The sequence below is a fragment of the Mycobacterium sp. 1164966.3 genome (assembly GCF_001665395.1).
Lineage (GTDB): Bacteria > Actinomycetota > Actinomycetes > Mycobacteriales > Mycobacteriaceae > Mycobacterium.
On the sequence record NZ_LZSG01000034.1, the window covers coordinates 133,268 to 157,622 of the forward strand.

Sequence of the window (24,355 nt, forward strand, 5' to 3'; positions counted from 1 at the left end):
TAGGAGGAAAACCATGACGAAGCCGAAACTCCCAGCACCGCCGCGCAGAACCGGCCGCAACGGCGCCAAGCTGTGGCGTGATGTGCTGGGCAAGTATGAGCTGGAAGAGCACGAGCTGGCCCTGCTGCGCGAAATGGTGCGCACCGTCGACCTTTTGGACCGCCTCGCCCTGATCACAGCCCGCGAGGGCGTGATGACAACCGGCCCGCATGGGTCCAAGCCGCATCCGGCCGTGGTGGAAGCCAGGCAGGCGCGGATCGCGTTGGCGCGGTTGACCGCCGCGCTACGGTTGCCTGCTGGCGAGGAGGATGACAACGCGGCGCACCGTCGTCCACAGCGCCGTGTCGGGGCCAGGGGTGTCTATCAGCTACCGGGGCTGGCGTAATGCGTCGGCGTCCGGCTGAGCGGCCGCGGGGCTGGCGGCTCGACGGGATTTGGTACGACTCCGAACGAGAGTATGTGCAGGCGTTGGCTGCACGGTCGGAGCGGCGCCGGCGTCTGCTGGCACGGGTGGGCATCCGGTGAAGCGCCGCGAGCCCGACGACCCCGACGTGGTGACGCCGCCGGTCTGGGTGGTCGACTACCGCGTGTGGTGCGCCAGCCGCGGTGAGCCGCCCTACGGCAAACCCGACGACCGGGCGTCGATGAAGGCCGCGGTAGCCCGCTTTGACGTGTGGGAGGAAGCGCGGCAGGCGTGGGCTGATGCTCACGGCGTCGACGAGATCGACCTCGATGTGGTCGCCGCTGCGCCGTGGGACGAGGACGCCATCTGAGTGAAAAGTCTATCGAGGGTTCGCGGGTCGGACGCAGGCAATCTCGACGGCCGGCGGCTTCTGGGATATGCTAACCGGTCAGCGTAGAGCTGCCTGGGAAGCGGACCCAGCTACCACCGGGTGCCGTCCTGCCCGGGAATCACGCACCGCCCATCAGCAGCCACTCGCCCAATCACCATGCCGTCATACCCCGTGCACGATGAGTTGAGCGGCTCACAGGTGTTGATGGTCGTGATCACCTTGTCGGGGCCGCACGGGGAGCCGGGCGCTGGCGGGTCGGCATTGGCGATGGGGGTGCTGAAGCCCAGCGTCAGCATTGCTGCCCCAGCAAAGACGAGTGATCGGGTCGCGTCAAACATGATCGATACCTCCGGTTGATGGTCCCCGACAACCAGTAAACGAATGACGGTGCCACTCGGTTCACTGCTGTGCTACCCCACGTCGAGCCCGGATTCAACCCCTCCATCTCCGACAGGGCCTTGGAGGGGTCATCGGTGTGAACCGGCCGAACACATCTAGCATCAGGTGGTAAGCGGGCAGCGCCGCGGCCGCCAGACGCTTGTAATCAGTTGTCATTCGGACAGTGACGACGCCTTCCTCATGGGTGGCGTGTTGTTCCATCGCGTTCATTCCGAGGTTCGCCCAAGGTCGACCGTGCGCGAAGCCGGAGCACACTTGCCACATCAGCAGCACATACTTGTGGGTGGCGTGTTCTTCCGCGTATTTCACTGCTTGTGTGCTGGTGTAGCCGCCCAAAACGTTTGCGCAACTGGATCTTTGGGCTACGTCGACGACTTTGTCGAGTTTGGCCTGCAGCCCAATGTCGCCGGGCAGACTAAGAACGTCCGTCGCTTGGTGTTGTTGTTTAAAGTTTTTCGCCATCCACCGCAGCGCACGTTCGACCCGGATGGTCGACGCCGGCGGGTGTAAGACCCAGAACGCGGTCGCGAAGTTCTCAAGAGCGCCCCGAATCGGGCTATAGTCTGCCGCCGCGTGCAGGAGCGGCTCGTCGCCGATTATTAGTGTCTTCACGGCGTGCAGATGGTCGACTCCCGAATTAAGACACATCCGAGCGCAATGAGACACTTGATAGGGGGCGCTGACTCGGTCGTCAGCAGCAAGCGCCGACCCCGGTCGCACGATAAACTCGGTGGGATCCTGTATTCGATCGACCATGGCGTCGATCACCGGCACCATCCTTGCCCACTGTTGCTCAGCCCAATCGTCTGTCAGCCCGTGCGTCACGTCGCTCACCTAATGAATGTTGCACATGTCGATACGCGTGCAGCGAATCGCAACGCCGCGATCAGCGCATGGGTCTACGAAGTATGATGGCGATCCCGCCCCGCATCCCCTGGTGCTGTTTGACGCAGCCCGCCGGGGCCTTCCGCCCTATGCGGGGAAGTCAATATGTTGTATTGCCGGTTGACGATTATTCGTCCTTAATGCCCGCGACACGCCGAGAATCGTTGAGAACCGTCGACAATACTCACGGATGCTAACGCTCTGCGACACATAGCTTTTCGCAACCATTGCGATGTGCCCACAACTCTCGACCGAAAAGCGGAAGGTCGGCGGTTCGATCCCGCCCCTGGCCACCAGAGTTCAGAGCGGCTATTGCGCGTGACCGGCGGCCGCTTCACCGCCCCGCGTCAGCCCGGCGGCCGCGATCAGTTCTTCGTGCAGCTCGAACCAGACCGTGTGGTAGGAGTCGACGAGCGGCCGCGCCAACCACGTGGTGTCCCCGCCGCGAATCTTCTCGTACGAGTCGCTCAGCTTGTCAGCGTAGAAACCGAGCCGCGGCAGTTGGCCGGCTATCGAGCCGATGATTGGCAGCACCTTTTTGTGTACGTCGTCCAGCCGGGCCAGAACTTCGCCGTCGTACCGAGGGTCTTGATGGTCATTGGGCTCATCGTCTTTGACCTGCCAGTCCGTCACCAAAGCCTTGAATTCCGCATTGACACCGCGGAACTTCTCATAGTCCTCCAGAATTGCGGCAACATCGGCCGACGAGCGTTCCTGACTGAGCAACTCGGCCAGCCGCTCTCGGCCTTGCGGCGACAGCCGCACGACCTTGTCCGCTATCAGGAGACCCGAATCGCATAGTGAGCCAACGGTTTCAGAGACGCCAGCGGGATCCTCGCCGATCGTGGCGGCGAGATCCGCTGAGGTGACTCTGCCTTTGAGGCGCACGGCTTGTAAGACCTTCAGCTCAAGCACCAATGACTCCTTCGTTCGCCGCCCGAACCGCGGTCAGCATGGCTATCAGCGGAGTGTCACAGACAACGTCGGTGTGACCCGCGACCAGCGCTTCTCGCACGGCAGCATCGGAATTATCTTGTAGCCGAAAGTAATTTCCTTCGACATGAGCGCGAAGCGGGCTGACCTGGCGTGCCAGGTCAGTTAACTGCTGCAGATCCGGCGAGTCGGTCATCGACCAAGCGCGTAGCTCCAAAATTCCTTCGCGGACTTCACCTTCGGTGCCGTCGACGGTGATCAGCTTTTCGTCGAGGGCGCTGGCAATCCCCGTTCCGCACCCGACGACCGCGGGTCGGCCGATCTCGCGGCTCACGATTGCCGCATGTGAGGTGGCACCGCCGACTTCGGTGACGATGGCGCGTGCGGCGAGCATGCCCTGCACGTCGTCGGGGCTGGTATCGGACCGCACCAGGATGACGTCTTCGCCTCGTTCGGCCGCGTCGATGGCCTCCCCGACCTCGGAGTAGACCCGCCCAGACGCCACGCCGGGACAAGCGGGCAGGCCTCTGGCGAGCAGCGGTGCGCTGAAACGCGTTTCGGGCTGCAGCGACGGCAGCAACAAGGCTTCCACATGGGCGGGGTGGACGCGGCTCAGTGCTTCAACAGCGTCGACGACCCCCTCTTCGTACAGTTTGAGTGCGAGACGGACGGCGGCTTGCGCGGAGCGTTTGGCGCTACGCATTTGCAGCAACCAGAGCCGGCCTTCCTCGACGGTGAATTCGATGTCTTGCACGTCGCGGCCGAGCCGCTCGAGAGTGGCTGCGGCCGAAACCAATTCCTCGTACACACCAGGCATTACGGCACGCAACGCACTGACGGACTGGCAGTCCTTGGTGCCGGAGACGACGTCGGCTCCCTGGCCGCCGGCCAGCCATTCTCCGAACGGTTCGTCAGCACCGGTCATCGGATTGCGGGAGAACAAAACTCCACTGCCTGAGGTGGTGGCATCGATGTTGCCAAACACCATGGCCTGCACCACCACCGCGGTGCCGCCGGCGTCGTCCAGGTCGTGGTGACGCCGATAGCTCTGTGCCCGAGGCGAGTTCCACGATCTGAAGACGGCTTCGATCGCGCCCTTGAGTTGCGAATACGGGTCATCAGGTACATCGGTGTGCTGGTCCGCGACCACAACCCGTCGATACAAGGCGCGGAATCGCTCGCGGGTGTCGGTGGCAAAACTGCTGGTGAACGACTCCGCGAGGGAGGCGTAAACGGCGTCGTCGATGCCCAGGTTCAGCACGGTGTCCAGCATCCCGGGCATGGATTGGGCGCCACCGCTGCGGACGCTGACCAGCAGGGGCCGTGGCCCGGTACCAAAACTGCGTGCGGTCTCGTTCTCCAGCCATCGCATTGCGGACATGACGCCGTTCCAGACGGTTTCGATGGTGTATTCGGGATCGACGAAATACCGACGGCACACCTCGGTTGTGATGCAGAACGCCGGTGGCACGGGAAGACCGTGCCGACGCATGGTGTTGATGCCGTAGCCCTTGCTGCCGAGCAGCTCTCGCGGAAGCTCGGTTTCACCCGACAGCAGAACGACCGGAGAGCTTGCGAAGCAATCACGCGGATTGTCCGCTGCCGCGTCAGACGCGGTGCCGATCATCGGCTTCTCCCTCACTTCACCACCCGGCGTGCTGCCCGCATCAGCACTTTCCGGATACGATGCGAGATATACACGGAGACAAAGGGATTGAAAATGTCTTCGCGAACACGAGTCAGCTTGGAGCTCTTGAACACCCACTGCCCGTTGATCTTTGCGTAGGTTTCGTGATAGTGGCCGTAGCCGCGTAGGTTCACGCCCGGCGCCAGTCGGACTACATCCTCCAGGGCCCATACACCCCGGGCAGTCGTCGGCGACAACAGCTCGATCTCGGGGGCATGGACCTGGTGCGCGGTGGGATGCGAAGGCCCTTCGAGGCTTTTGCGGGTGAAAGCGACGAAGTCGTCGGCGCCATGGATCACCTTGCCGCCTGCCTCTGCGGTGTCGCTGACGAAGTCGTCGGCGAATAGCTGCCGCCAGCTGTCCCATTCTTTGTTGTCCAGGAAGCGGCAGTAGCGGGCTTTGAGCTGCTTGATGGATTCGATCTCGCGCAACACGGCTGCGTCGCCGGTGATCGGCGTGTCAGTGTCCATCAGACTCGTTCCTGGTTGCCCGCGGGATCGCAATGTCGTTGCGTTCGTCCATAGTTCGTAAACTCCGTCATGAGCTGGTCGTTGAAACCACTTGCCGGCGTGTTCTTGTCCGCAGCCCGGCCGCCAGGCTCTTCATCAGACTCGGTCGCAAGAGTGCCGAAGGCGGGTCGAGGAACTGCGTCACCCGGAAGATTCTCTCAGTAAGCGCAGGATCGTTCTCGGCCGCGGCGAGTGTCTTGTCAATGCGCCATGTGACCAGCCTTTGCGATAACGACCGTCGGCCGTCCGGCTTGGTCATGTAGAGATCGTTGGCTTGATTGGACGCCCAGACGGGGCGTAGCCGTCGGGCGGCAGCATGGAGGAATCGTGCGCTCAGATCAGCATCTCCGTCTGACAGGCAGTCACCCAACGCGACCGCTTCCAGCAGCGCCAACGTCATGCCTTGACCGTAGATCGGATTGAGACTGCATATCGCGTCGCCGAACACCAACAGGCCGGCGGGTAATGCCGTCATCTTGTCGTAGCGTCGCCATACACCGCGGTGGCGGGTAACCGAGACGTCCCCCACAGGCTGGCCCGCACGCAACGCCGCGACGACGGCAGCTGGTGCGAACTGCGCGAACAGCGCGATCATGCCGGCCAAGTCCCTGGGTGGCTGGCGCCCGTCAACGCATCCGACCGAGAGCATCCAGGTGCCGTTTTCATAAGCCGCAAGTGCCCCGCCGGTCGGCCGGGTAGCTTCCGGGCAGACGAAGATCAATCGCTCGGCGATCATTCCGTCCGGGATGCGCAATAGCTGGCTGGAATAGCTGCCGTGCATCACCGCGGGCTGCTCGACGGGGCGGCCGTAGCCCAGGCTCTCGAGCAACGCCGGTGTGCGTGCGCTGCGGCCCATCGCGTCGATCACCAGGTCGGCGCCGAGAACCGTCTCCGCGCCGGTGTCGCGTTCGACGATCCGAGCACCGCTGATCTGCGAGGGCCGCTGCGCAACCGCCCCGACGACGTCGTGGCCGTCCAGGATGACCACGTTCGCGATACCGCGGACACGTTGCCGGACAGCACATTCCAAGAGCGGACGGCTGATCAGAAACATCACCACCGCAGCAGGGTCGGCAAACTGGCCCGACCGGTTGAGTTCATGGCCTCCCGACCGAAACGAGACTCGTGACAGGTTGCCGTCGGCGCAGACCGTCGCGCCGGCGGCCTCGAGTTCGTCGAGCAGCCCAGGGAACAAACGTTCCAATATTTGTGAGCCGCCGATCGACAGGGCATGAAAGTGCCGACCCTGAGGCACTCCTTGGCGATGGGCGGCACCGTCGGGTAACCGATCACGTTCGACGATCGTCACGCTCCGGTAGAACTCCGCAAGAATCCGGGCGGCAAGCAATCCCGCCATCCCCGCTCCACACACCACGGCGTGTTCGCCGAGCTCGTTCACCGCGCTCCCTTCATGTGGGACGTGCCGGGAACGACACTACACCCAAAAATAAGAAAATTAAGAGAAATCTAAGGTTGCGATGAGATCTCGGGTGAGTCGGACCCGAATGCAGTCAGGAGAACCATGTTGTAGTTCACGCGAAGCAGCAGCAGAGAGCGAGGACCCCCGTGTTCGGTATCGGTAGTCGGCGGCTGGAACGCAAGCTACGCCAGCACGGAAAGCCGGCGATGGCGATGGTTTTGTCGACGCGGCGCAAAGTATCTGGCCTCTACCAAACGTCGGACCCGTTTTATCAGACCCCGCCCACCGAGGCGACGCGCGCGCTTTGGACGATGACGGTGCGGGTGCAGCCCGACGGCGAAGCGCCGTTTGAAGCAAATCTCGATGCGTGGCTGTGGGAGGCGGAGCGCCCACGCATGGACTGGTTCGTTTCCGTGCTATATGACCCGTCAGATCATCGTAGAGTCGTCTTGGATCAATCCGCTGAGGCTCGAAATGCGGCTAGCCAAGCCACTTTCGAAATGCGTGAGAGATGGATGCAAGAGCAAGCCAACCCGTTGGACCGCCTCACTGAACTGATGCGACTGCGCGACAGCGGCGCCCTTTCCAACGCCGACTATGAGGCCCAGAAGCGAAAGCTGCTCGGACAGTAGCCAAGCGCCTCACGCTGATCGAGAAACCCAGTCGCGCAGGAAGGTTCGTGTCCTGTCCCGCCCTTCGGATGATGTGTCGAACGGGATCGCGACGAACTCGTCGACTCCGGCCGCGCGGACGTCGTCGAGCCTGTCACGGATCGTCGCCTCGTCACCGATTAGCGCTGCGTCCTCCGGTCCGGCATAGCCTTCGCGATCCAGCATCGCCCGGTAGGAAGGCAGGTGGCCGTACATGGCGAACTGCTCGGCTGCCAGTGACCGCACCGCGGCCACATCTTCGGTGACTGCGAGGGGGAGTGCGGCGGCAACGCTGACAGCTCCGTCTGGGCGCCCAGCCTCCTCGGCCGCGGTACGCAGAGTGGGCACTATGTGCTCCTTGAGCGTTTTCGGTCCGGTCATCCAGGTGATCGTTCCGGCGGTGCGCCGGCCGGCCAGTCGAAGCATCTGCGGACCCAGTGCCGCGAGGTACACCTCCGGCGTCGGTGCACCAGAAATCTGTAGCGAGCCCCGGGTTGTCAGCAATTCGCCCGTTGCGTTCACGGCTTCGCCGGCGAGCAGCGGAAGCAGGCCGTCGAGGAACTCTCTCAAGCGCCGCACCGAGCGATCCCAGGAGATTCCCCACATCCCCTCGGTCACAGCGCGGTGGGTGACCCCCAAACCGAGGGTGAATCGCCCGCCCGCAATGAGGTTGAGCGTCAGCGCACGTTGGGCCATCAGCATCGGGTGCTGGTTCTGGATCGGTACGACCCCGCTGGCGACCCGGATGTCGCTTACTTCATGCATCGCGACGGCCAGCACCGTGAGTAGGTCGACGTCGTATGGCATCTGCGTCATCCAGAGGCGGTCGAAGCCGTCGTCGCGTGCCTTGGTCAGCTCGCGGACGCAGCTGTCGACGGGGGACTTGTTGGACAGGTTCGCGATCAGACTCATGCGCATGGGTTTCTCCCTACGCCACAAAGCCTCCGTTTGGCAACGCGTGTCTGCACGGCAACACCGACATCGGTTGGCGGACAATACTCGGATGAGCTTTATTCGACGGGTGCTTCTGGCCGTGGCCTGTGTGGGACCGATCGCGCCGCTGGCTCTGTCCGTTGCCGCCGCCGATCCCTCGGATCCAGGTGTGCCGCCGGTGAGCGACACGGCGCACGCGGCCGGGCTCGTCGACGTCCGCACTGCGGTTCCCGATGCCATCATCGACTTGCGCTACGCCACCACGAACAATTTCACCCAGACGCAGCTATATCCCACCGACGCACGATGCCTCGTGCACGAATCAATGGCTCCTGGCCTTACGGCCGCCGCGACGGCACTCCGCTCACAGGGGCAGAGGCTGGTGCTCTGGGACTGCTATCGGCCGCATGACGTCCAGATCAAGATGTTCAACGTCGTCCCCAACCCAGCGTGGGTGGCACGTCCCGGGCAGTATGCGCACAGCCACGAAGCGGGCCGGTCGGTGGACGTGACATTCGCGTTCCCGCAGACACCGTGCCCCCCTGAGCGTGAACAGCCGAACGGGCCATGCCTGGCCGACATGGGTACGGACTTCGACGACTTTTCTTCACGCGCAAACGCTTTCGCAACTCAGGGCGTCACTGCGGCGGCCCAGGCGAACCGCAAGCACCTGCGAGACGTGATGAACTCCGGCGGATTGACCGTCTATCAGGGTGAGTGGTGGCATTTCGACGGACCCGGCGCCGGCGTCGACCGGCCACATCTCAATGCGCCGGTGGACTAGCTGTCTCAGATAGTAAGATAGCTATCCCAAAATGCGGCCGTGCGGAGGTAAGCTCTCGCCATGAACGAGCAGCCCCGCGCTGTCTACACACACGGACATCACGAGTCGGTGCTGCGTGGCCACCGGCAACGGACAGCGGAGAATTCGGCAGGATACCTGCTGCCCTATCTGCGGCCGGGAATGTCCATACTCGACATCGGCTGCGGCCCTGGGACAATCACTGTCGACCTCGTCGACCGGATCGCACCGGGATCGGTGACGGCCGTCGAGCCGACCGACGCCGCACTGAACCTCGCCCGCGCTGAGGCGCAGGCGTGTGGCGTGTCGAACGTGTCGTTCGCGATCTCCGACGTGCATGCGCTCGATTTTCCGGACGACACTTTCGACGTCGTCCATGCCCACCAGGTGCTGCAGCATGTGGCCGACCCGGTGCAGGCGCTGCGCGAGATGCGGCGGGTGTGCGCCCCGGGTGGACTCGTGGCCGCCCGCGACGCCGACTATGCGGGTTTCATTTGGTATCCGCAGCTTCCGGCTCTCGATCGCTGGCTGGATCTCTATCGACGCGCGGCCCGCGCCAACGGCGGCGAACCCGACGCGGGCCGGCGACTGCTGTCCTGGGCGCGTGCGGCCGGCTTCGACAACATCACACCCACCGGCAGCATGTGGTGCTACGCGACCGACCAAGCCCGCGAATGGTGGGGCGGGATGTGGGCAGACCGTGTTCTTCAGTCGGACTTGTCGCGCCAACTGGTGGAGTCGGGCATGGCCACTATCGCCGAGCTCGAGGAAATCTCCGCGGCGTGGCTGACCTGGGCTGGAGCCCCGGATGGTTGGCTCGCGATCCCCAACGGCGAAATCCTGTGCCGGACTTAGCACGCGAGCAGACGCAAAAGCACCCGACACGCCGTGCGTGCGGGTGCTTTTGCGTCTGCTCGCGCACTCTCGCGTTAGATCTTGTTCCGCGGGCGGCGACCGCGGACCGCTGAAGCACCGGCCTGCATGATTGCTTTTGGCAGGTCGATGTCCTCAAGTACTTGGTCGGTCAACTTGGAGAAGTCGAGTCGGGCCACCACCTCATTCATGTCGAGACGCGCGACGATGGCGTCGATGTCGAGCCGGTCGACAATCGCTCCCACGTCCAGTCGGGCCACGAGGGCGTCGATGTCCAACCGCTCCACAATCGCGTCCAAATCGAGGCGAGCGACGATGGCGTCGATGTCCAGCCGCTCCACAATCTCGCCGATATCCAGTCGGGCGACAATGGCTTTGATGTCCAGTCGCGCGACGATAGCGCCGATGTCCAGGCGCCGCACGATGGCATCAAGGCCGATTCTGTCACGCAAGACCGCCTCGACGAGTGCGGCGGCCATCCGCTCGGCCTCCTGCCGCTGGCGCCGCAGTAGCCCCCCGATCCCCGGTAACCCTTCGTAAAGCCGAGACCCCTTGTCAAACGCATCCGTCATATCCGCATTCTGCGCTGAAAAGTCCGGCTGGTGGGGCTAAACGGTTGTCGCCGTTGCGTCTGCTCGCGCACTCTCGCGCTATGGAGTGGAGAAGCCGCCGCAGAGAGACTCGAACGCATCAGCGACCTTCAGCACGGTCGCATCGTCGAATCGCTTGCCCACAATCATCATTCCGGCAGGCAGGCCGTCGACCAGACCGGCGGGCACCGAAATCGCTGGATGGCCCGTGACATTCAAAGGTGCGGTGTTGAACGCCTTGCCGAGCGCGCGTTCGAGCAGAACGAAATCCGAAGGGTTGCCCTCGGGGAGCATGTCGGCCGTGCCCGGCACCGTAGGCATCACCAACACGTCGTACTGGGCCAGCGCCGCGTCGTAGGCAGCCCGCAAGTGCGGCAGCAGATTACGCGCCTTCGCATAAGACACCCCGCCAAGTTGGTTCAGTCCGTAATGGCCGGCCACCGCTGTTGCCTTGATCGTGACGGCGCATTGATCGGACATACCGGCCCGCTGTTTTGCGAAGTGCGCCATGAGTTCTGGGTCGTAGAGTCCGTCCACGCCCAATCCGTAACCGTTGCCCTCCAGCATCTGATAGGTGGAGCCGTCGGTGAATATGACGGCGAAGACGTGAAGTGCCCTGCGGTGCCATGGAATGCTGACTTCGCTTACCGTGCAGCCGATCTCGGTCAACCGCTGGGCCGCCGACCGAACCAGCTCATCAACCGCCGGCAGCGCACCCGGCTGCCCGAAGCCCTCGACCACAAGGCCCACCCGCAGCCCGCTCACATCGCCGGTGAGCGCCGCCCGGTAGTCGATCGCGGGAACCTCATGTCCCTGGCGTGGGTCGTAACCGTCGGGTCCGGCCAGCACTGTCAACAGAAGTGCGGCGTCCGCCACTGTGCGAGTCATCGGGCCCAGGTGATCGAGCGTCCTTTCGATCGGAAACGCTCCGGTGTAGGGGACCAGACCATATGTGGGCTTGAGCCCGACGATGCCGCACAGCGACGCGGGGATCCGTACCGAGCCGCCTTGGTCACCCCCGACGGCCAGCTCGACCGCGCCGTCGGCCACCAGCGCGCCACTGCCGCTGGACGATCCGCCCGCCTCACGCTCGCGGTCCCACGGGTTGCGCACCGGTCCGCTGGCCGAGGTGAAGCTCGATCCCGAGCAGCACAAGTCCTCGCAGACGCTCTTGCCGGCAATGATCGCGCCGGCGTCGAGTAGCCGCTGCACAACGGTCGCGTCCCGGCTGGGAATGAAGCCTTCCACCACCCGAGATCCGTTCATCATCGGGATTCCGGCGACGGCGATGTTGTCCTTGATCGCCACCGCTCGGCCGGACAGCGGGCCGTCGGCGCCCGAGGCGATCTCGGTGGTGACATACCAGGCTCCGAGCGGGTTGTCGGCTGGCGCGGGGAATCGATAGGCCCGCTCGGGCGGCACCGGGCGGGCGACCTTGTCATAGAGCTGGTCGACCACGTCGTACGACATCAGCGTGGTCGCGACGACCGCTGCGTAGTTCCGTCGCGCGTCCGCGTCGAGGTGGAAACCGAAGTGCCTGACCGCGGCATCAATGTCCGCGTCGGATGGTTGGGATACCGCCATGTCGACCTCCGTTATCCAGAGCAGCCTAAAGGGCGCCAGCACCCGCTGCAGCTGCCATGCATTGTGCTGTTTGTCCAGGTCAGCGATACGGTATTGGCATTCTCTTTTTTTGCAAGTACGTTATCCACTGATGGATAATGCAGCCCAGACCGCGTCGGGCATTCCGCTCGCGCCGGTATACGGCCCGGAGGACCGCAGTACTGAGCCTCCACCGCCGGGGGAGTTCCCCTTCACCCGGGGTAACTTCGCGTCGGGGTACCGCGGCAAGCTGTGGACGTTCCGGCAATACTCCGGCTTCGGGACCGCCGAGGAATCCAATCGCCGGTACCGCTACCTGCTGGAGCAGGGCGGCACGGGCCTTTCCGTGGCGCTCGACCTGCCCACCCAGTGCGGGTTCGACTCCGACGATCCCGAGGTCAGCGAGGAAGTCGGCCGCGTCGGCGTGGCGGTGGACACGCTGGCTGACTTCGAGATCCTGTTCGACGGCATTCCGCTGGACAAGCTCAGCACGAGTATGACGATCAACGGCACGGCGGCGATCCTGCTGGCGTTCTACGTGGCCGCCGCCGAACGCAAAGGGATACCGCGGGCCAAGCTCACCGGCACGATCCAGAACGACATCCTCAAGGAGTACGCCTCGCGCGGCACCTGGATCTGGCCGCCGGAGCCGTCGTTGCGGCTGATCGCCGACACCATCGAGTTTTGCGCGGCCGAGGTGCCCAAATTCAACGCGATCTCGGTAGCCGGGGCGCACTTCCGCGACGCCGGGGCCACCGCGGTGCAGGAGATGGCGTTCACTCTGGCCGACGGCGTCACCTATTGCGACACCGTGGTGGAACGCGGCCGCATGACTATCGACCAGTTCGCCCCGCAGATCTCTTTCTTCTTCTACACCCATGGCGACTTCTTCGAAGAAATCGCGAAATACCGTGCGGGACGGCGGCGTTGGGCCACGATCGTGCGCGAGCGCTACGGGGCGACGACGGACAAGGCGTCGATGTTCCGTTTCGGTTGCGTATGCGGTGGCGCATCGCTGTATGCCCCGCAAGCACAGAACAACCTGGTTCGAGTGGCCTACGAGGCGATGGCGGCCGTACTGGGCGGCGTCCAGTCGATGTTCACCGCCGCCTGGGACGAGCCGTTCGCGCTGCCGACCGAAGAGTCCACCACGCTGGCGCTGCGCACCCAACAGATCCTGGCGCACGAAACCGGTGTCGCGCGCGTCGCCGACCCGCTCGGCGGCTCGTATTTCGTCGAGGCGCTGACCGACGCCACCGAGGCCCGCATCGTCGAGATCATGGATGACCTGGAACGCCACGGCGGGATGGTCAGCGCGATCGAAGACGGCTACCTGCAGGGCCTGATCGCCGACGAAGCCTACCGGATGCACCAGGAGATCGAGGCCGGTACCCGCCCGGTGGTCGGAGTCAACCGGTTCGTCTCCGAGGAGCCCGAGCCGGACATCGTCACCTACGAACTCGACGCCGAGGGCCGCGATCTGCAGCTCAAGCGCCTCTCCAAAGTCAAGGCCGAAAGAGACAGCGGCGCAGTGAAATCCACTTTAGCGGCGCTGGCGCGCAGCGCTGAGGCATCCGACAACCTGATGCCCAAGTTGATCGACTGCGCCAACGCCTACTGCACGATCGGTGAGATGGTGTCCGCGCTGAAGGACGTGTGGGGCGAGTTCCAGCAACCGGTGGTGTTTTGATGGCGGTTCGGATTCTGGTGGCCAAGCCGGGCCTCGACGGGCACGACCGCGGCGCCAAGATAGTCGCCCGCACCTTGCGCGACGCCGGGTTCGAGGTCATCTACACCGGGATCCGCCAGCGCATCGAAGACATCGCGTCGATCGCCGTTCAGGAAGACGTGGCCGTCGTGGGGCTGAGCATCCTGTCCGGTGCTCACCTGGCGCTCACCACGCGCACCATCGAGGCATTGCGCGCGGCCGACGCGGCAGATATAGCCGTCGTCGTCGGCGGAACCATCCCCCATGCCGACATGCCGAAGTTGTTATCGGCCGGCGCCGCAGCGGTATTCCCCACCGGGACACCGCTGGAGGACCTGGTGCGCGATATCCGCGCATTGACCGGTACGCCGAACCCCGAGCCTAAGGAAACGCAGTGCGCATCGGAGTGATGATCGGCGCCGAGCGTGGCGATATGGCCCGCAAGGTGGCCAAGCTGGCCGCCGACATCGAATGGGCCGAGTCGGCCGGCCTGGACACCGCGTGGATGCCGCAGGTGCCCAACGACTTCGACTGCCTGACTATGGTGTCGCTGATGGCAGCACACAGCTCGCGCATCGAGCTGGGCACCGCGGTGGTGCCGCTGCAGGCTCAGCATCCGATTGCCCTGGCCCGCCAAGCGCTTTCGACGCACGCGGTGGCCGGTGGACGGTTGGCGCTCGGCGTCGGGCCATCGCACCACTGGATCATCCGCGACATGCTCGGCCTGCCGTATCAGAAGCCAGCCGCCTACACCCGCGACTACCTGCAGGTTCTCAATGCGGCCATCGCCGGGCCGGGATCGGTTGACGTCGAGAACGATTCGTTCACCGTGCACAATCCGATGGCGATCGGGGCCGATACGCCGATGCCGGTACTGGTCGCCGCGCTGGGACCGGTGATGCTGCAGCTCGCCGGTGAACTCGCCGACGGCACCGTGTTGTGGATGGCAGACGAGCGCGCAATCGGTGATCACATCGCGCCGAAGATCACCAAATCGGCCGCGGATGCCGGACGTCCCGCCCCGCGGATCGTCGCGGGTATTCCCGTATGCCTCTGTGCGCCTTCCCAAGTCGACGAGGCCAAGGAGCGCGCCAACCGCATCCTCGGTGAGGCCGAGGTGTCGCCCAACTACCAGCGCCTGCTCGAACGCGGCGACGCCCGCGATGTCGGCGATTTGTGTGCCGCCGGCGATTCGGAACAGATTCTGGCCCGGATGCGCCGCTTCGCCGACGCCGGTGTGACGGATCTGTCGGTGCGACTCCTGCCGATCGGCGACAACCGCGACGAACTGGTCGCCTCCAAGCGCCGGACGCGGGAGATGATCGCTGCGCTCGCAACGGAGTTGCGGTGACATCCAGCGCGCCGCTGGCGGGCATCCGGATCCTCGAGGTCGGCACCATGCTGGCCGGACCGTATGCCACCATGCTGCTTGCCGATCTCGGCGCCGAGGTCATCAAGATCGAGCCGCCCGGCGGTGAGATCTCCCGCAGCGTGGGGGACAGCTATTTCGCCAGCCTCAACCGCAACAAGTCCAGCATTCGCCTCGACCTGAATTCCGATGCGGGACAACGACGCCTGGGCGAACTGGCGGCCGAGTCACACGCGCTGCTGGTGAACCTGAAACCCTCGGCCATCCACCGGCTGGGGCTGACCTATGAGACGCTGCGACGCTGGAACGAAAGAATCGTTTGCGTAGCGATCACCGGCTTCGGTCTGTACGGCGGCGACGATCCGGCATTCGACTACGTGGTTCAGGCGGCAGTCGGAACCGCCGCACTGACGGGAGAACCGGACGGTCCGCCGACACTGCCCGGTTACTCGTCGGCCGACAACTCCACCGGAATGTCCGCGGCCCTGGGACTTCTGGCCAAAATCGTCTCCGGCCAGGGCGGGCAAGTGGATGTCTCCCTGCGCGACGTCATGCTGTCTCAGCTCAACTACCATGCCGCCGCCTACCTCAACGACGGCACCGAGCCGCAGCGCCATCCCTACGGTGCGCATTCGTATTATGTTCCGGCGCAACTGTTCCCGACCGCCGACGGCTACCTGGCCCTGTTCATCACACACGACGGATTCTGGAAATCGTTTGCCGCCGAGGCTGGTATCGGCGGTTTTGAAACGATGGCGGAACGGGTGTCGCGCCGCGACGAGGTGCTGGGCGTCGTGACGGCGATGCTGGCGACCGATACCGCCGCCGGCTGGGAGCGGCGGCTGCGTCCGCTAGGAGTTCCGGCGGCGGCCGTCCGGACGCTGCCCCAGGCGCTGGAGGCGACGCCGGAAGTAGTTGTGCGGGCCGGCGACTTCCGACTGGTCGGCAACCCGATTCACGTGAACGGTTATCAACCCGAGTATCGGCCGCCGCCGAACCTGGGTGACGCCGGACCGGCTTGATGCGGCAGTCGCTCGACGGGGGCTGGCGTCGACTGCGGCGTCACCAGTCGCACAAGTCACTTGCGTACCGCCAAGCTGGGTATGTCTTGCAATCGATTGCGCCTTCTCCCGCTTGACTGCCGAGTCCGATGGTGCCCGTGTTATGGGCAATCACCCGATGTACTCCGTCGTCACCTCGAGTAGCCGCATCACCGGCGGCGGGTCCAACTGCAAGGCGTCGGACATGTGCAGCCGCCGTGCGTTGGCCCGCATGTTGTCCAGGATCGCCTGAAGGTCATCACCCTCGATCTCGTAGAGCGCAAGGTAGGGACCGTCGCCGTCGACCGGACGCAGTCGACGCGCCGAGACGAATCCGTCCAGTGCCACGAGTTCGGGCAGGTGTACCTCGTCGTACCAGGTGTTGTATTCCTGATCGCGATCGGGCGAACTGGGTCGAGTCTCGACGTGGATGATCCCCTTGGCCATTTCGCCGCCTCTCTGCGACTGCGCGTCGACTACTCGTAGTGCACCGTGATCGAAGGCGTATCGGGTACGCCCTGGCACGTCAGAATGTAGCCGTCGGCCACCTCGTCGTCTTCGAGTGCGTCGTTGACCCGCATGGTCGCGTGGCCCTCGCTGAGCCTGGCCATGCAGGTGCCGCAGTTACCGGCCTCGCAGTTGAACGGCGGGTCGAGGCCGGCCCGTCGCGCGCTTTCCAGCAGGGTCTCGCCAGGAACCAGCGGCACCGTCACCTTCTTACGGTCGAGGTGGATCGTTACGGTGCCGCCGTTCACCGGACCTGTCACCCGTGGCGTCTCCTCGATGATCGGGGTCGTCACCGAGACCACCCCTTCCTGTACTTGCGTTCTTCAGTATAGAGAATACTATTCTCTCTCAGCGATAGTATCTTCTCAAAGGGATTTCGGGACAAGACGTGACTGAGCCGGCGGCGTTGGTGTGCGAGGAACGGCGGTTCAGCCGTCCGCAGCTCGACGCATTGGCCGACGGCTTCGTCACGGCGCTGACGAAGATGGGCGCCTGTGCTGGTAGCAGGGTCGCGCTGATGGCGTCCAACCGGCCGGAGTTCGTTGCCGTCGTGCTGGCGATCTGGCGACTTGGCGCGGCTGCTGTGCTGATCAGTCCCGCGTGGAAGCGCGACGAGGTGGACCACGCCCTGGGGTTGACGAGCCCGACCCACGCCGTCGGCGACCAGCCAGTGCTCGCCGGCCTGATGCCGATGCTGCACTTGGACGAACCAATCGCTGCCGCAGGACCGGTGGCCGCTGCGCCGCTGCAGGACCACGATGCGCTGCTGGTGTTCAGTTCCGGGACCACCGGTCTGCCCAAGACCGTCCGCCACACCCACCGGTCGCTGGACGCGGCCGTCCGGCAGTGGCGCGCGGCGTTGCAGCTGACCGAGCGGGACCGTATCCAGATCGCCACGCCGCCGTCCCACATTCTGGGCCTGCTCAACATCCTCACTGCGCTGCGTACCGGCGCCTGGATGCGACTGCACCGGCGATTCGAAACCGAGCAGATGCTGCGGTGCATCGAAAAGGACCGCATCACAGTCGAAATGGCGGTGGCACCGATCGCGCTGGCCATCGCCTCATACCCGGATCTGGAGTCCTACGATCTCTCGTCGTTGCGATTCATCATGTGGGGTGCGACGCCGGTCAGCGCAAGCGTCGCCGAAACGGTCACCCGACGCACCGGCATCGGCTGGGTGCCCGCGTACGGCACCACGGAACTCCCGGTCATCGCGTGTAACCCGCTGGACAAGGTGCGCCTGGACACCGTCGGACCAGCGGCGCCCGGTGTGCAGCTGAGGGTGGTGTCGCTGAAAACCGGTGCACCGGTGGGGCCCGGCGAGGTCGGTGAGATCCAGGCACGGTCGGATTCGCTGATGGCCGGCTACCTGCCTGCCGAGGCGACGACGGAGTCGATGTACGACGGCTGGTACCGGACGGGGGACGTCGGCTGGCTGGACGCCGACGGCTGGTTGCGGATCACCGACCGCCTCAAGGAAATGATCAAGGTGCGCGGCTTCCAGGTGGCGCCGGCCGAAATCGAAATGGTGCTGCACGGTCATCCGGCCGTCAAAGACTGTGCGGTGTTCGGCATTCCGGACGGCACGAACGGGGACGCGGTGGTCGCCGCGGTCGCGCCGCGCGCACCCGTCGAGGCCGCCGAGCTGATGGCCGTGGTGGACCAGAAGCTGGCATCCTACAAACGCCTGAGCCGCGTCGTCTTCGTGAACGATATTCCGCGCCTGCCCTCAGGCAAGGTGCTGCGCCGACTTCTCAAGGAGCGCTATGGATGTACGTCTGACAGCTGAACAGCAGCAATTGCGCGACGCCGCCGCAAAGCTGGCCGACGATCTTGGGCCCGCCGCGGTGCAGGACCTCGATGACGCGGCTCGAATCATGCGGCTGGACAAGCAGATTGCGACCACCGGCTGGCGAGCATTGCGCTCCGACGGTGCCTCAGGCGTCGAGGTGGCAATAGTCGCAGAGGAATTCGGCCGCCGTTTGGTGGATGCGCCGTTTCTCGGGCCGGTGCTCGCCGACGATCTCGCGCGCCACGTCGGGGCGGACGCCGCGCAGCCGACGACCGTGGCTGTCGACGATCGCGCGATCGACGCCCGCGGATGTCAACGCGCACTGCTGCTCTCCGGTACCACCGTCCTGGCCGCCGATCTGGACACCGCTAGTGCCGGCGCGGATTTGACCAGAGCCGAGGCTGTCATCGCGGGAACGCCGCAGGCCATCGGCGAGATGTCCGAAGAGGCCGCCGGGCGGTGGCTGGCCCTCGCGCTGGTCGCCACGTCGGCGGACCTGGTCGGAGATGCGCGCGGTGCGCATGCCGTCGCCTGCGACTACGCGAAAATCCGCGAACAGTACGGCAATACGATCGGGTCCTACCAAGCGATAGCGCACCTACTGGCTGAATCTCTGGCGTTGATCGAAGGCTCGGTGAGCGTGCTGCGGCATGCGGCATGGGCGGTCGACGAACTGGAACCGGCCGAAGCCATCCGAGCCGCACGGGTGGCGAAGATCTATTGTGCGCGCGCCGCCCGAACCGTCTGCGAGACCGCGGTGCAGGTACACGGCGGCATCGGCAACACCTGGGATTGCCTGGTGCACGTCTATTTGCGCCGTGCGCTGACGTCGACCGAACTGTGGCCGGTAACGCTGAAGGAGATCGATCTTGGACTTTCGTGATTCGGCTGACGAGGCCGCCTTCCGGGAGCGGCTGCGATCTTGGCTTGCGTTGCATGCCAAGGAGTTTTCCGGCTCCGGCGACGAGTATTGGCTGCGCATGGCCGACTGGCATCGGGCTCTCTACGACAACGGCTTCTTCGGGCTGTCCTGGCCCCGCGACTACGGCGGGCAGGAACTGCCGCCGGTGTACGACGTCATCGTCGACGAAGAGTTGGTGCGCGCCGGCGCTCCGCCGCGCCCCAGCGTCGGCTACCTGGTTTACGGCATCGGCCGGCACGGCAGCGACGAGCTACGCCGGCGCTTTCTGCCGGGCATCATCAACGGCAGCGAGCGGTGGTGCCAGGGCTTCAGTGAGCCTGGCGCCGGCTCGGATCTGGCGTCGCTGACCACCACCGCCACACACGAGGGCGACCACTATGTGGTGCAGGGGCACAAGATCTGGACCAGCTACTCCGACGTCGCCGACTGGTGCCTGCTGCTGGCGCGCACCGATCCCGAGGCCAAACGGCACCGCGGTCTGTCGGCATTCGTGATATCGATGAAACAGTCTGGCATTCAACAACGTCCGCTGCGCATGATGAACGGTGTGACCAACGAGTTCGGGCAGGTGCTCTTCGATGGCGCGACGGTGCCTGCGGACCGGATGGTCGGGGCTCCGGGTGACGGCTGGGCGGTCGCCATGACGGTCGTCGGCCACGAACGCGAACCGTCGACCCTCGGTTATGCGGCAAGATACGGCAAGCTCGTCCGAGACCTGTTGGCGCGCAACAGCGGCCCGGTACCCGAAGAACTCGCATGGGCGGCGGTCCAATCTGAGATGCTGACTCACCATGTCCGCAGGCGGCTGTCCGAACAGCTGGACGGCGTCTCGCACGGGCCCGAGGGATCGCTCGACAAACTGCTGATGACCTGTGTCGAGCAATCCGTCGGGCACGCCGCGCTGGCGGTCGCCGGTATCCGGGACCCGGACCTGCTCAGCGCGTATCTGTACAGCCGGGCGCAGAGCGTGATGGGCGGGACATCACAAATTCAGAAGAACATCATCGCGTCGCGGATTCTGGGACTGGGGGTCTGAAATGTACGACATGCCAAGTGAAATCGAGGTACGCGCCGACGGCGGGCTGCGCATCATCACCCTCAACCGGCCGGACGCCCTGAACGCGGTCAACGACAGTCTGCACGTCGGACTGGCGCGGCTCTGGCAGCGGTTGACCGACGATCCGACGGCCCGCGCGGCGGTGATTACCGGTGCGGGCCGGGCATTTTCGGCCGGCGGCGACTTCTCCTATCTGGCCGAACTGGCACAAGACGCCGATCTGCGCGCCAAAACCATCCGCGACGGGCGCGAGATCGTGCTGGGCATGGCCCGGTGCCGAATTCCCGTCGTGGCTGCCGTCAACGGCCCGGCAGTGGGGCTCGGCTGCAGCCTGGTCGCCCTCAGCGACATCGTCTACATCGCCGAAGACGCCTACCTCGCCGACCCACATGTGCAGGTGGGATTGGTCGCCGCCGATGGCGGACCATTGACCTGGCCGCTGCATATCAGCCTGATGCTGGCCAAGGAATACGCCCTGACCGGCACGCGAATCCGCGCCGAACGGGCCGTCGAACTCGGGCTGGCCAATCATGTGGTCGCCGATCCGTTCGCCGAGGCGATGAGCTGCGCGAAGCGCATCATGGAGCTGCCGCAGCAAGCCGTGGAAGCCACCAAGCGGGTGCTCAACATCCACCTCGAGCGCGCCGTGCTCGCCACCTTGGACTATGCCCTGTCGGCCGAGCATCAGTCGTTTACCACAGACGACTTCAAGTCGATCATCACCAAGCTGAACTCGTCGAAGAACTGACTCAAGTTGCGCGAGCAGACGCAAAATCGCCTGGAATCCCTACTTTTCGGGTGATTTTGCGTCTGCTCGCGCCATCAGTCGTGCTGCCGCAGGAACTCCCGCATCAACTGGTCGAACCGGCCCGGCTCTTCGATGAACGGCATGTGCGAGCTGTTTTCGAAGCACACGAACCGGGATCCGCTGATCCGCTGATGCATTTCCCACATGTGCTCCGGCGCGCATTGATCGAACCTGCCCGCGATCAGCAGTGTGGGCAGGGCGATTTCGCTCAGCCGGTCGAACACGTCCCAGTTTCGGATCGTTCCGACGATGTGAAAGTCGCTCGGTCCGAACAGCGTCTCGAAGACCTCGGCTCCCATGCCTTTGTAAGCGTCCTCGAGCTCGTCGGGCCAGGGCGATAGGCGGCACAAATACTGCTCGTTCCAAGTACGAATTGCAGCCTGGTATTCGGCCGACGCGGTGGTGCCAGCGGCTTCATGACGCTCGATCGCGGCCTGGGTCGCCGGATCCAGCCCGGACTTCAAGCGTGCCACCATCTCCGAGAACTGCGGTATGGACGCAATGCTGTTCGAAATGACCAGGCTCGAGGCCGCTGGCGCCGCGTCGAGGACATACTGCTGCGCCAGCATGCCACCCCACGAGTTGCCGAAGATGTGAAAGCCGTCCAGCCCGAGACCATCTGCCACCGAGCTCATTTCGGCCACCGAGCGTTCCATCGTCCACAGCGACACGTCCGTCGGCCATTCGGATCTCCCGCAGCCGAGCTGATCCCAGAAGACGACTTCGCGCTCGTCGGCCAGTCGTTCCAGCGCAGTTATGTAGTTGTGGGGTAAGCCTGGCCCGCCGTGAACCGCGAGCAGTGGAAGACCCGCGCCGCCGCCGACTCGTTTGAACCAGACATTCCCGCCGGGGACCGCGATCGTTCCCCTCCGCTGAGCCATGGCAGTCAGTATCGCCCGCCGCATGAAAGCAACCCACCTTGCAACTCATACTCTCGGCCTGAGAGAATAGTGTTCTCATAATCAGCGGATGGCTCTCCGGCCCCCGCAACTGCACATTGAAGTGCCCGCAGAAGTGGAGAAGACCTGTGCCCGAAGCCGTCATCGTGTCCGCGCTGCGCACCCCCATCGGAACCGCCCGAAAGGGAACCTTGCGCGACACCACCGCATTCGACCTGGCCAACCACGTGATAACGGAAGCCGCGCAAGATCTGGACCCGGCGCAGGTCGACGACGTGATCCTGGGCGAAGGCCTGTACGGCGGCGGCGTCGTCGCCCGGCACGCGGCCATCACCGCCGGGCTGCCCACGGTCCCCGGCCTGGCCAACAATCGGCACTGCGCGGCCGGCCAAGCGGCGGTGCAGACCGCGGCGGCAAGTGTGCGCGCGGGCATGGACCAGCTGATCATCGCCGGCGGGGTGAACTCCGCGTCCACGACACCGCGATCACGGTTCCAAGTGGACGGTGAGTGGGTCGACTGGTTCCCTCCGACGCATCCGGACCGCCCCGACGCGCCCAACATGGACATGTCGATCACCGTGGGCTGGAATGCCGCGGTCAAAGCCGGCGTAAGCCGCGAGGAAATGGACGCATGGGCGTTGCGGTCGCATCGGAACGCGATCGCCGCGATCGACGAGGGTCGCTTCAAGGAGGAGATCGTCCCCATCGAGACGCCGCACGGGCTGTTCTCGGTGGACGAGCACCCGCGCCGCGACACCAGCATCGAGAAGCTTGCCGCCCTCAAACCGCTGCATCCCGAAATCGAGGGCTTTTCCATCACCGCCGGAAACTCCTCCGGCGCCAACGACGGCGCCGCCGTCCTCACCATTGCCAGCGACCAGCTGGGACTGCCCGCCCTGGCGCGGGTGGTGTCCTGGGCCTCCGTCGGTGTCGATCCCGCGCTCACCGGCTTGGCGCCGGTGGATGCAATCCCGAAAGCGCTTGGCAGGGGCGGCCTTTCGATTTCCGACGTCGATCTGTTCGAGATCAACGAAGCCTTCGCGGCAATGTGCGTGGCTACCGTCAAGCTGCTCGATCTGGACCCCGAGAAGGTGAACGTCAGCGGCAGCGGCTGCTCGCTGGGGCACCCGGTGGCGGCAACCGGTGCCAGGATGCTGGTCACCCTGGTGTACGAACTACGTCGGCGTGGCGGCGGAATCGGGGTCGCCGCGATGTGCGCGGGCGGCGGCATGGGATCTGCCACCGTCATCGAGGTAGCTGCGCCATAAGGGCACAATTGGGCACCATGGACCCGAAATGGAGATAGCCGATCTGATTGCCAATGCGCGCAACGGATCCCCGCGCGCGGCAGGTCGGCTGCTCAGTCTCGTCGAGGGCGACCGCCGCGACGAGGTATTGGAAAGCCTGAGTGTCCCCGACGCCCGCGACGTCCGGGTCATTGGCATCACTGGGCCGCCGGGCGCGGGTAAGTCGACGACGATCGCTGCCCTCGTCGGCGGCTACCGGGAGCGTGGCTGCCGGGTCGCCGTGCTGGCCGTGGACCCGTCGTCACCCTTCAGCGGCGGCGCGCTGCTGGGCGACCGGATACGAATGGCTGCCCACATCAACGACTCTGACGTACTGATTCGTTCGGTTGCGACCCGTGGCCATATCGGCGGCCTGGCCGCCGCGGTTCCGGCGGCCATCCGCCTGCTGGGCGCGATCGGGTACCACGTCATCCTGTTGGAGACCGTGGGGGTAGGGCAGTCCGAGATCGAGATTGCCGCCGTCGCAGACCCCACTGTCGTCGTCCTCAATCCTGGGGCCGGCGATGCTGTCCAGGCTGCGAAAGCGGGTGTGCTGGAAGTCGCTGACATCGTGGCGGTGAACAAGGCTGACCGGGACGGTGCCGAGCAGACGGTGCGGGATCTGCGAGCCGAGACCAAAGCCCCGATCGTCAGCTTGATTGCCGCCCGCGGGGAAGGCGTGCCGGAGTTGATGAGCGCGATCGACGACCATCACCGCGCAGACAGCCGTGCCCGCCGGCTGGCCAGGGCGCGGGCGCAGATCCTGTCGCTGGCCCAAACCCTGCTGCGGACCAGTACGGATCTCGATCGCCTGGCTGAGTCGGTGGTCGACGGCCACGACGATCCCTATACCGCCGCCGAACGGCTAGTGTCCGGACCGTAGGGCT

Annotated in this window: 27 protein-coding genes; 15 read left to right on the forward strand and 12 right to left on the reverse strand. The window is 64.9% G+C overall.

Features of this window, described 5'->3' with window-relative positions; translation table 11 throughout:
* Window positions 1-13 precede the first annotated feature (13 nt).
* Together A9W99_RS11665 and A9W99_RS11670 are read left to right on the forward strand one after the other, a co-directional pair.
* Entirely contained in the window at window positions 14-385 is a 372-nt protein-coding gene (locus tag A9W99_RS11665) for a hypothetical protein (RefSeq protein WP_067377239.1), read from the forward strand.
* Between the two features lie 136 nt (window positions 386-521).
* On the forward strand, window positions 522-773 hold the full coding sequence (locus A9W99_RS11670; RefSeq protein ID WP_067377243.1) for a hypothetical protein: 252 nt from the start codon (window positions 522-524) through the stop codon (window positions 771-773).
* 110 nt (window positions 774-883) lie between these two features.
* Here A9W99_RS11670 and A9W99_RS11675 read toward each other — a convergent pair whose 3' ends face one another.
* The 6 genes from A9W99_RS11675 to A9W99_RS11700 all read right to left on the reverse strand — a co-directional run bounded on the left by A9W99_RS11675 (window position 884) and on the right by A9W99_RS11700 (window position 6,606).
* The gene (locus tag A9W99_RS11675) at window positions 884-1,132 is read right to left on the reverse strand and encodes a hypothetical protein (RefSeq protein WP_067231574.1); all 249 of its coding nucleotides are present in this window, start codon (window positions 1,130-1,132) and stop codon (window positions 884-886) included.
* A gap of 94 nt (window positions 1,133-1,226) precedes the next feature.
* Window positions 1,227-2,027, reverse strand: a complete 801-nt coding sequence (locus A9W99_RS26055; RefSeq protein WP_082929954.1) for a hypothetical protein — start codon at window positions 2,025-2,027, stop codon at window positions 1,227-1,229.
* Between the two features lie 360 nt (window positions 2,028-2,387).
* Window positions 2,388-2,993, reverse strand: coding sequence for a MarR family winged helix-turn-helix transcriptional regulator (locus A9W99_RS11685; RefSeq protein WP_067377245.1), 606 nt, complete (start codon window positions 2,991-2,993; stop codon window positions 2,388-2,390).
* Complete coding sequence (locus tag A9W99_RS11690) at window positions 2,986-4,638, reverse strand: pyruvate, phosphate dikinase (RefSeq protein ID WP_082929963.1); 1,653 nt, start codon at window positions 4,636-4,638, stop codon at window positions 2,986-2,988. Before A9W99_RS11690 ends, A9W99_RS11685 begins: the two co-directional genes overlap by 8 nt.
* A gap of 11 nt (window positions 4,639-4,649) precedes the next feature.
* Window positions 4,650-5,168: a nuclear transport factor 2 family protein gene (locus A9W99_RS11695; protein WP_067377247.1), complete on the reverse strand. Its 519-nt coding sequence runs from the start codon at window positions 5,166-5,168 to the stop codon at window positions 4,650-4,652.
* 67 nt (window positions 5,169-5,235) lie between these two features.
* Window positions 5,236-6,606 carry an NAD(P)/FAD-dependent oxidoreductase gene (locus A9W99_RS11700; protein ID WP_067377252.1) on the reverse strand — a complete coding sequence of 457 codons (1,371 nt, stop codon included), beginning with the start codon at window positions 6,604-6,606 and terminating at the stop codon, window positions 5,236-5,238.
* A gap of 227 nt (window positions 6,607-6,833) precedes the next feature.
* Here A9W99_RS11700 and A9W99_RS11705 point away from each other — a divergent pair, with 227 nt between their 5' ends.
* Entirely contained in the window at window positions 6,834-7,259 is a 426-nt protein-coding gene (locus A9W99_RS11705; RefSeq protein ID WP_156623064.1) for an SHOCT domain-containing protein, read from the forward strand.
* 9 nt (window positions 7,260-7,268) lie between these two features.
* On the opposite strand, the gene A9W99_RS11710 is transcribed toward A9W99_RS11705, so the two are convergent.
* Entirely contained in the window at window positions 7,269-8,195 is a 927-nt protein-coding gene (locus A9W99_RS11710) for a TIGR03564 family F420-dependent LLM class oxidoreductase (RefSeq protein WP_067377258.1), read from the reverse strand.
* 94 nt (window positions 8,196-8,289) lie between these two features.
* On the opposite strand from A9W99_RS11710, the gene A9W99_RS11715 reads away from it, so the two are divergent.
* Both A9W99_RS11715 and A9W99_RS11720 read left to right on the forward strand, forming a co-directional pair.
* On the forward strand, window positions 8,290-8,994 hold the full coding sequence (locus A9W99_RS11715) for a M15 family metallopeptidase (RefSeq protein ID WP_371514952.1): 705 nt from the start codon (window positions 8,290-8,292) through the stop codon (window positions 8,992-8,994).
* A 60-nt stretch (window positions 8,995-9,054) separates the two neighbouring features.
* Entirely contained in the window at window positions 9,055-9,867 is an 813-nt protein-coding gene (locus A9W99_RS11720) for a class I SAM-dependent methyltransferase (RefSeq protein ID WP_067377261.1), read from the forward strand.
* A 74-nt stretch (window positions 9,868-9,941) separates the two neighbouring features.
* Here the strand turns inward: A9W99_RS11720 and A9W99_RS11725 are convergent, their stop codons facing one another.
* Together A9W99_RS11725 and A9W99_RS11730 are read right to left on the reverse strand one after the other, a co-directional pair.
* Window positions 9,942-10,457, reverse strand: coding sequence for a hypothetical protein (locus A9W99_RS11725; protein ID WP_067377268.1), 516 nt, complete (start codon window positions 10,455-10,457; stop codon window positions 9,942-9,944).
* A 78-nt stretch (window positions 10,458-10,535) separates the two neighbouring features.
* Window positions 10,536-12,059, reverse strand: coding sequence for an amidase (locus tag A9W99_RS11730; RefSeq protein WP_067377270.1), 1,524 nt, complete (start codon window positions 12,057-12,059; stop codon window positions 10,536-10,538).
* A 130-nt stretch (window positions 12,060-12,189) separates the two neighbouring features.
* Between A9W99_RS11730 and A9W99_RS11735 the strand changes: the two genes are divergently transcribed.
* The 4 genes from A9W99_RS11735 to A9W99_RS11750 are packed head-to-tail and all read left to right on the forward strand — an operon-like array spanning window position 12,190 to window position 16,176.
* Window positions 12,190-13,767, forward strand: coding sequence for a methylmalonyl-CoA mutase family protein (locus A9W99_RS11735; RefSeq protein ID WP_067377272.1), 1,578 nt, complete (start codon window positions 12,190-12,192; stop codon window positions 13,765-13,767).
* Window positions 13,767-14,195: a cobalamin-dependent protein gene (locus tag A9W99_RS11740; RefSeq protein WP_067377275.1), complete on the forward strand. Its 429-nt coding sequence runs from the start codon at window positions 13,767-13,769 to the stop codon at window positions 14,193-14,195. Before A9W99_RS11735 ends, A9W99_RS11740 begins: the two co-directional genes overlap by 1 nt.
* A complete protein-coding gene (locus A9W99_RS11745) occupies window positions 14,180-15,136 on the forward strand; it encodes an LLM class F420-dependent oxidoreductase (protein ID WP_067377278.1) in 957 nt (318 codons plus the stop codon). Before A9W99_RS11740 ends, A9W99_RS11745 begins: the two co-directional genes overlap by 16 nt.
* On the forward strand, window positions 15,133-16,176 hold the full coding sequence (locus tag A9W99_RS11750) for a CaiB/BaiF CoA-transferase family protein (protein ID WP_082929956.1): 1,044 nt from the start codon (window positions 15,133-15,135) through the stop codon (window positions 16,174-16,176). Before A9W99_RS11745 ends, A9W99_RS11750 begins: the two co-directional genes overlap by 4 nt.
* A gap of 150 nt (window positions 16,177-16,326) precedes the next feature.
* On the opposite strand, the gene A9W99_RS11755 is transcribed toward A9W99_RS11750, so the two are convergent.
* Both A9W99_RS11755 and A9W99_RS11760 read right to left on the reverse strand, forming a co-directional pair.
* The gene (locus A9W99_RS11755; RefSeq protein WP_067377280.1) at window positions 16,327-16,641 is read right to left on the reverse strand and encodes a DUF4286 family protein; all 315 of its coding nucleotides are present in this window, start codon (window positions 16,639-16,641) and stop codon (window positions 16,327-16,329) included.
* 29 nt (window positions 16,642-16,670) lie between these two features.
* A complete protein-coding gene (locus A9W99_RS11760) occupies window positions 16,671-16,994 on the reverse strand; it encodes a 2Fe-2S iron-sulfur cluster-binding protein (RefSeq protein ID WP_067377484.1) in 324 nt (107 codons plus the stop codon).
* A 95-nt stretch (window positions 16,995-17,089) separates the two neighbouring features.
* Here A9W99_RS11760 and A9W99_RS11765 point away from each other — a divergent pair, with 95 nt between their 5' ends.
* From A9W99_RS11765 to A9W99_RS11780, 4 genes are read left to right on the forward strand one after another with little or no spacing between them, the layout of a single operon-like run.
* Window positions 17,090-18,493 (forward strand): class I adenylate-forming enzyme family protein, encoded by a 1,404-nt coding sequence (locus A9W99_RS11765; protein ID WP_067377283.1) that lies wholly within the window; start codon window positions 17,090-17,092, stop codon window positions 18,491-18,493.
* Window positions 18,471-19,379, forward strand: coding sequence for an acyl-CoA dehydrogenase family protein (locus A9W99_RS11770; protein WP_067377287.1), 909 nt, complete (start codon window positions 18,471-18,473; stop codon window positions 19,377-19,379). The genes A9W99_RS11765 and A9W99_RS11770 overlap by 23 nt, the downstream gene beginning before the upstream one ends.
* Entirely contained in the window at window positions 19,366-20,454 is a 1,089-nt protein-coding gene (locus A9W99_RS11775) for an acyl-CoA dehydrogenase family protein (protein ID WP_067377292.1), read from the forward strand. The genes A9W99_RS11770 and A9W99_RS11775 overlap by 14 nt, the downstream gene beginning before the upstream one ends.
* Before the next feature lies 1 nt (window position 20,455).
* The gene (locus A9W99_RS11780; protein ID WP_067377295.1) at window positions 20,456-21,223 is read left to right on the forward strand and encodes an enoyl-CoA hydratase/isomerase family protein; all 768 of its coding nucleotides are present in this window, start codon (window positions 20,456-20,458) and stop codon (window positions 21,221-21,223) included.
* A 74-nt stretch (window positions 21,224-21,297) separates the two neighbouring features.
* Here the strand turns inward: A9W99_RS11780 and A9W99_RS11785 are convergent, their stop codons facing one another.
* The gene (locus A9W99_RS11785; protein ID WP_067377488.1) at window positions 21,298-22,164 is read right to left on the reverse strand and encodes a proline iminopeptidase-family hydrolase; all 867 of its coding nucleotides are present in this window, start codon (window positions 22,162-22,164) and stop codon (window positions 21,298-21,300) included.
* Between the two features lie 146 nt (window positions 22,165-22,310).
* Between A9W99_RS11785 and A9W99_RS11790 the strand changes: the two genes are divergently transcribed.
* On the forward strand, window positions 22,311-23,450 hold the full coding sequence (locus tag A9W99_RS11790; RefSeq protein ID WP_067377298.1) for a thiolase family protein: 1,140 nt from the start codon (window positions 22,311-22,313) through the stop codon (window positions 23,448-23,450).
* 28 nt (window positions 23,451-23,478) lie between these two features.
* Entirely contained in the window at window positions 23,479-24,351 is an 873-nt protein-coding gene (gene meaB, locus A9W99_RS11795; RefSeq protein WP_067377301.1) for a methylmalonyl Co-A mutase-associated GTPase MeaB, read from the forward strand.
* Window positions 24,352-24,355 lie beyond the last annotated feature (4 nt).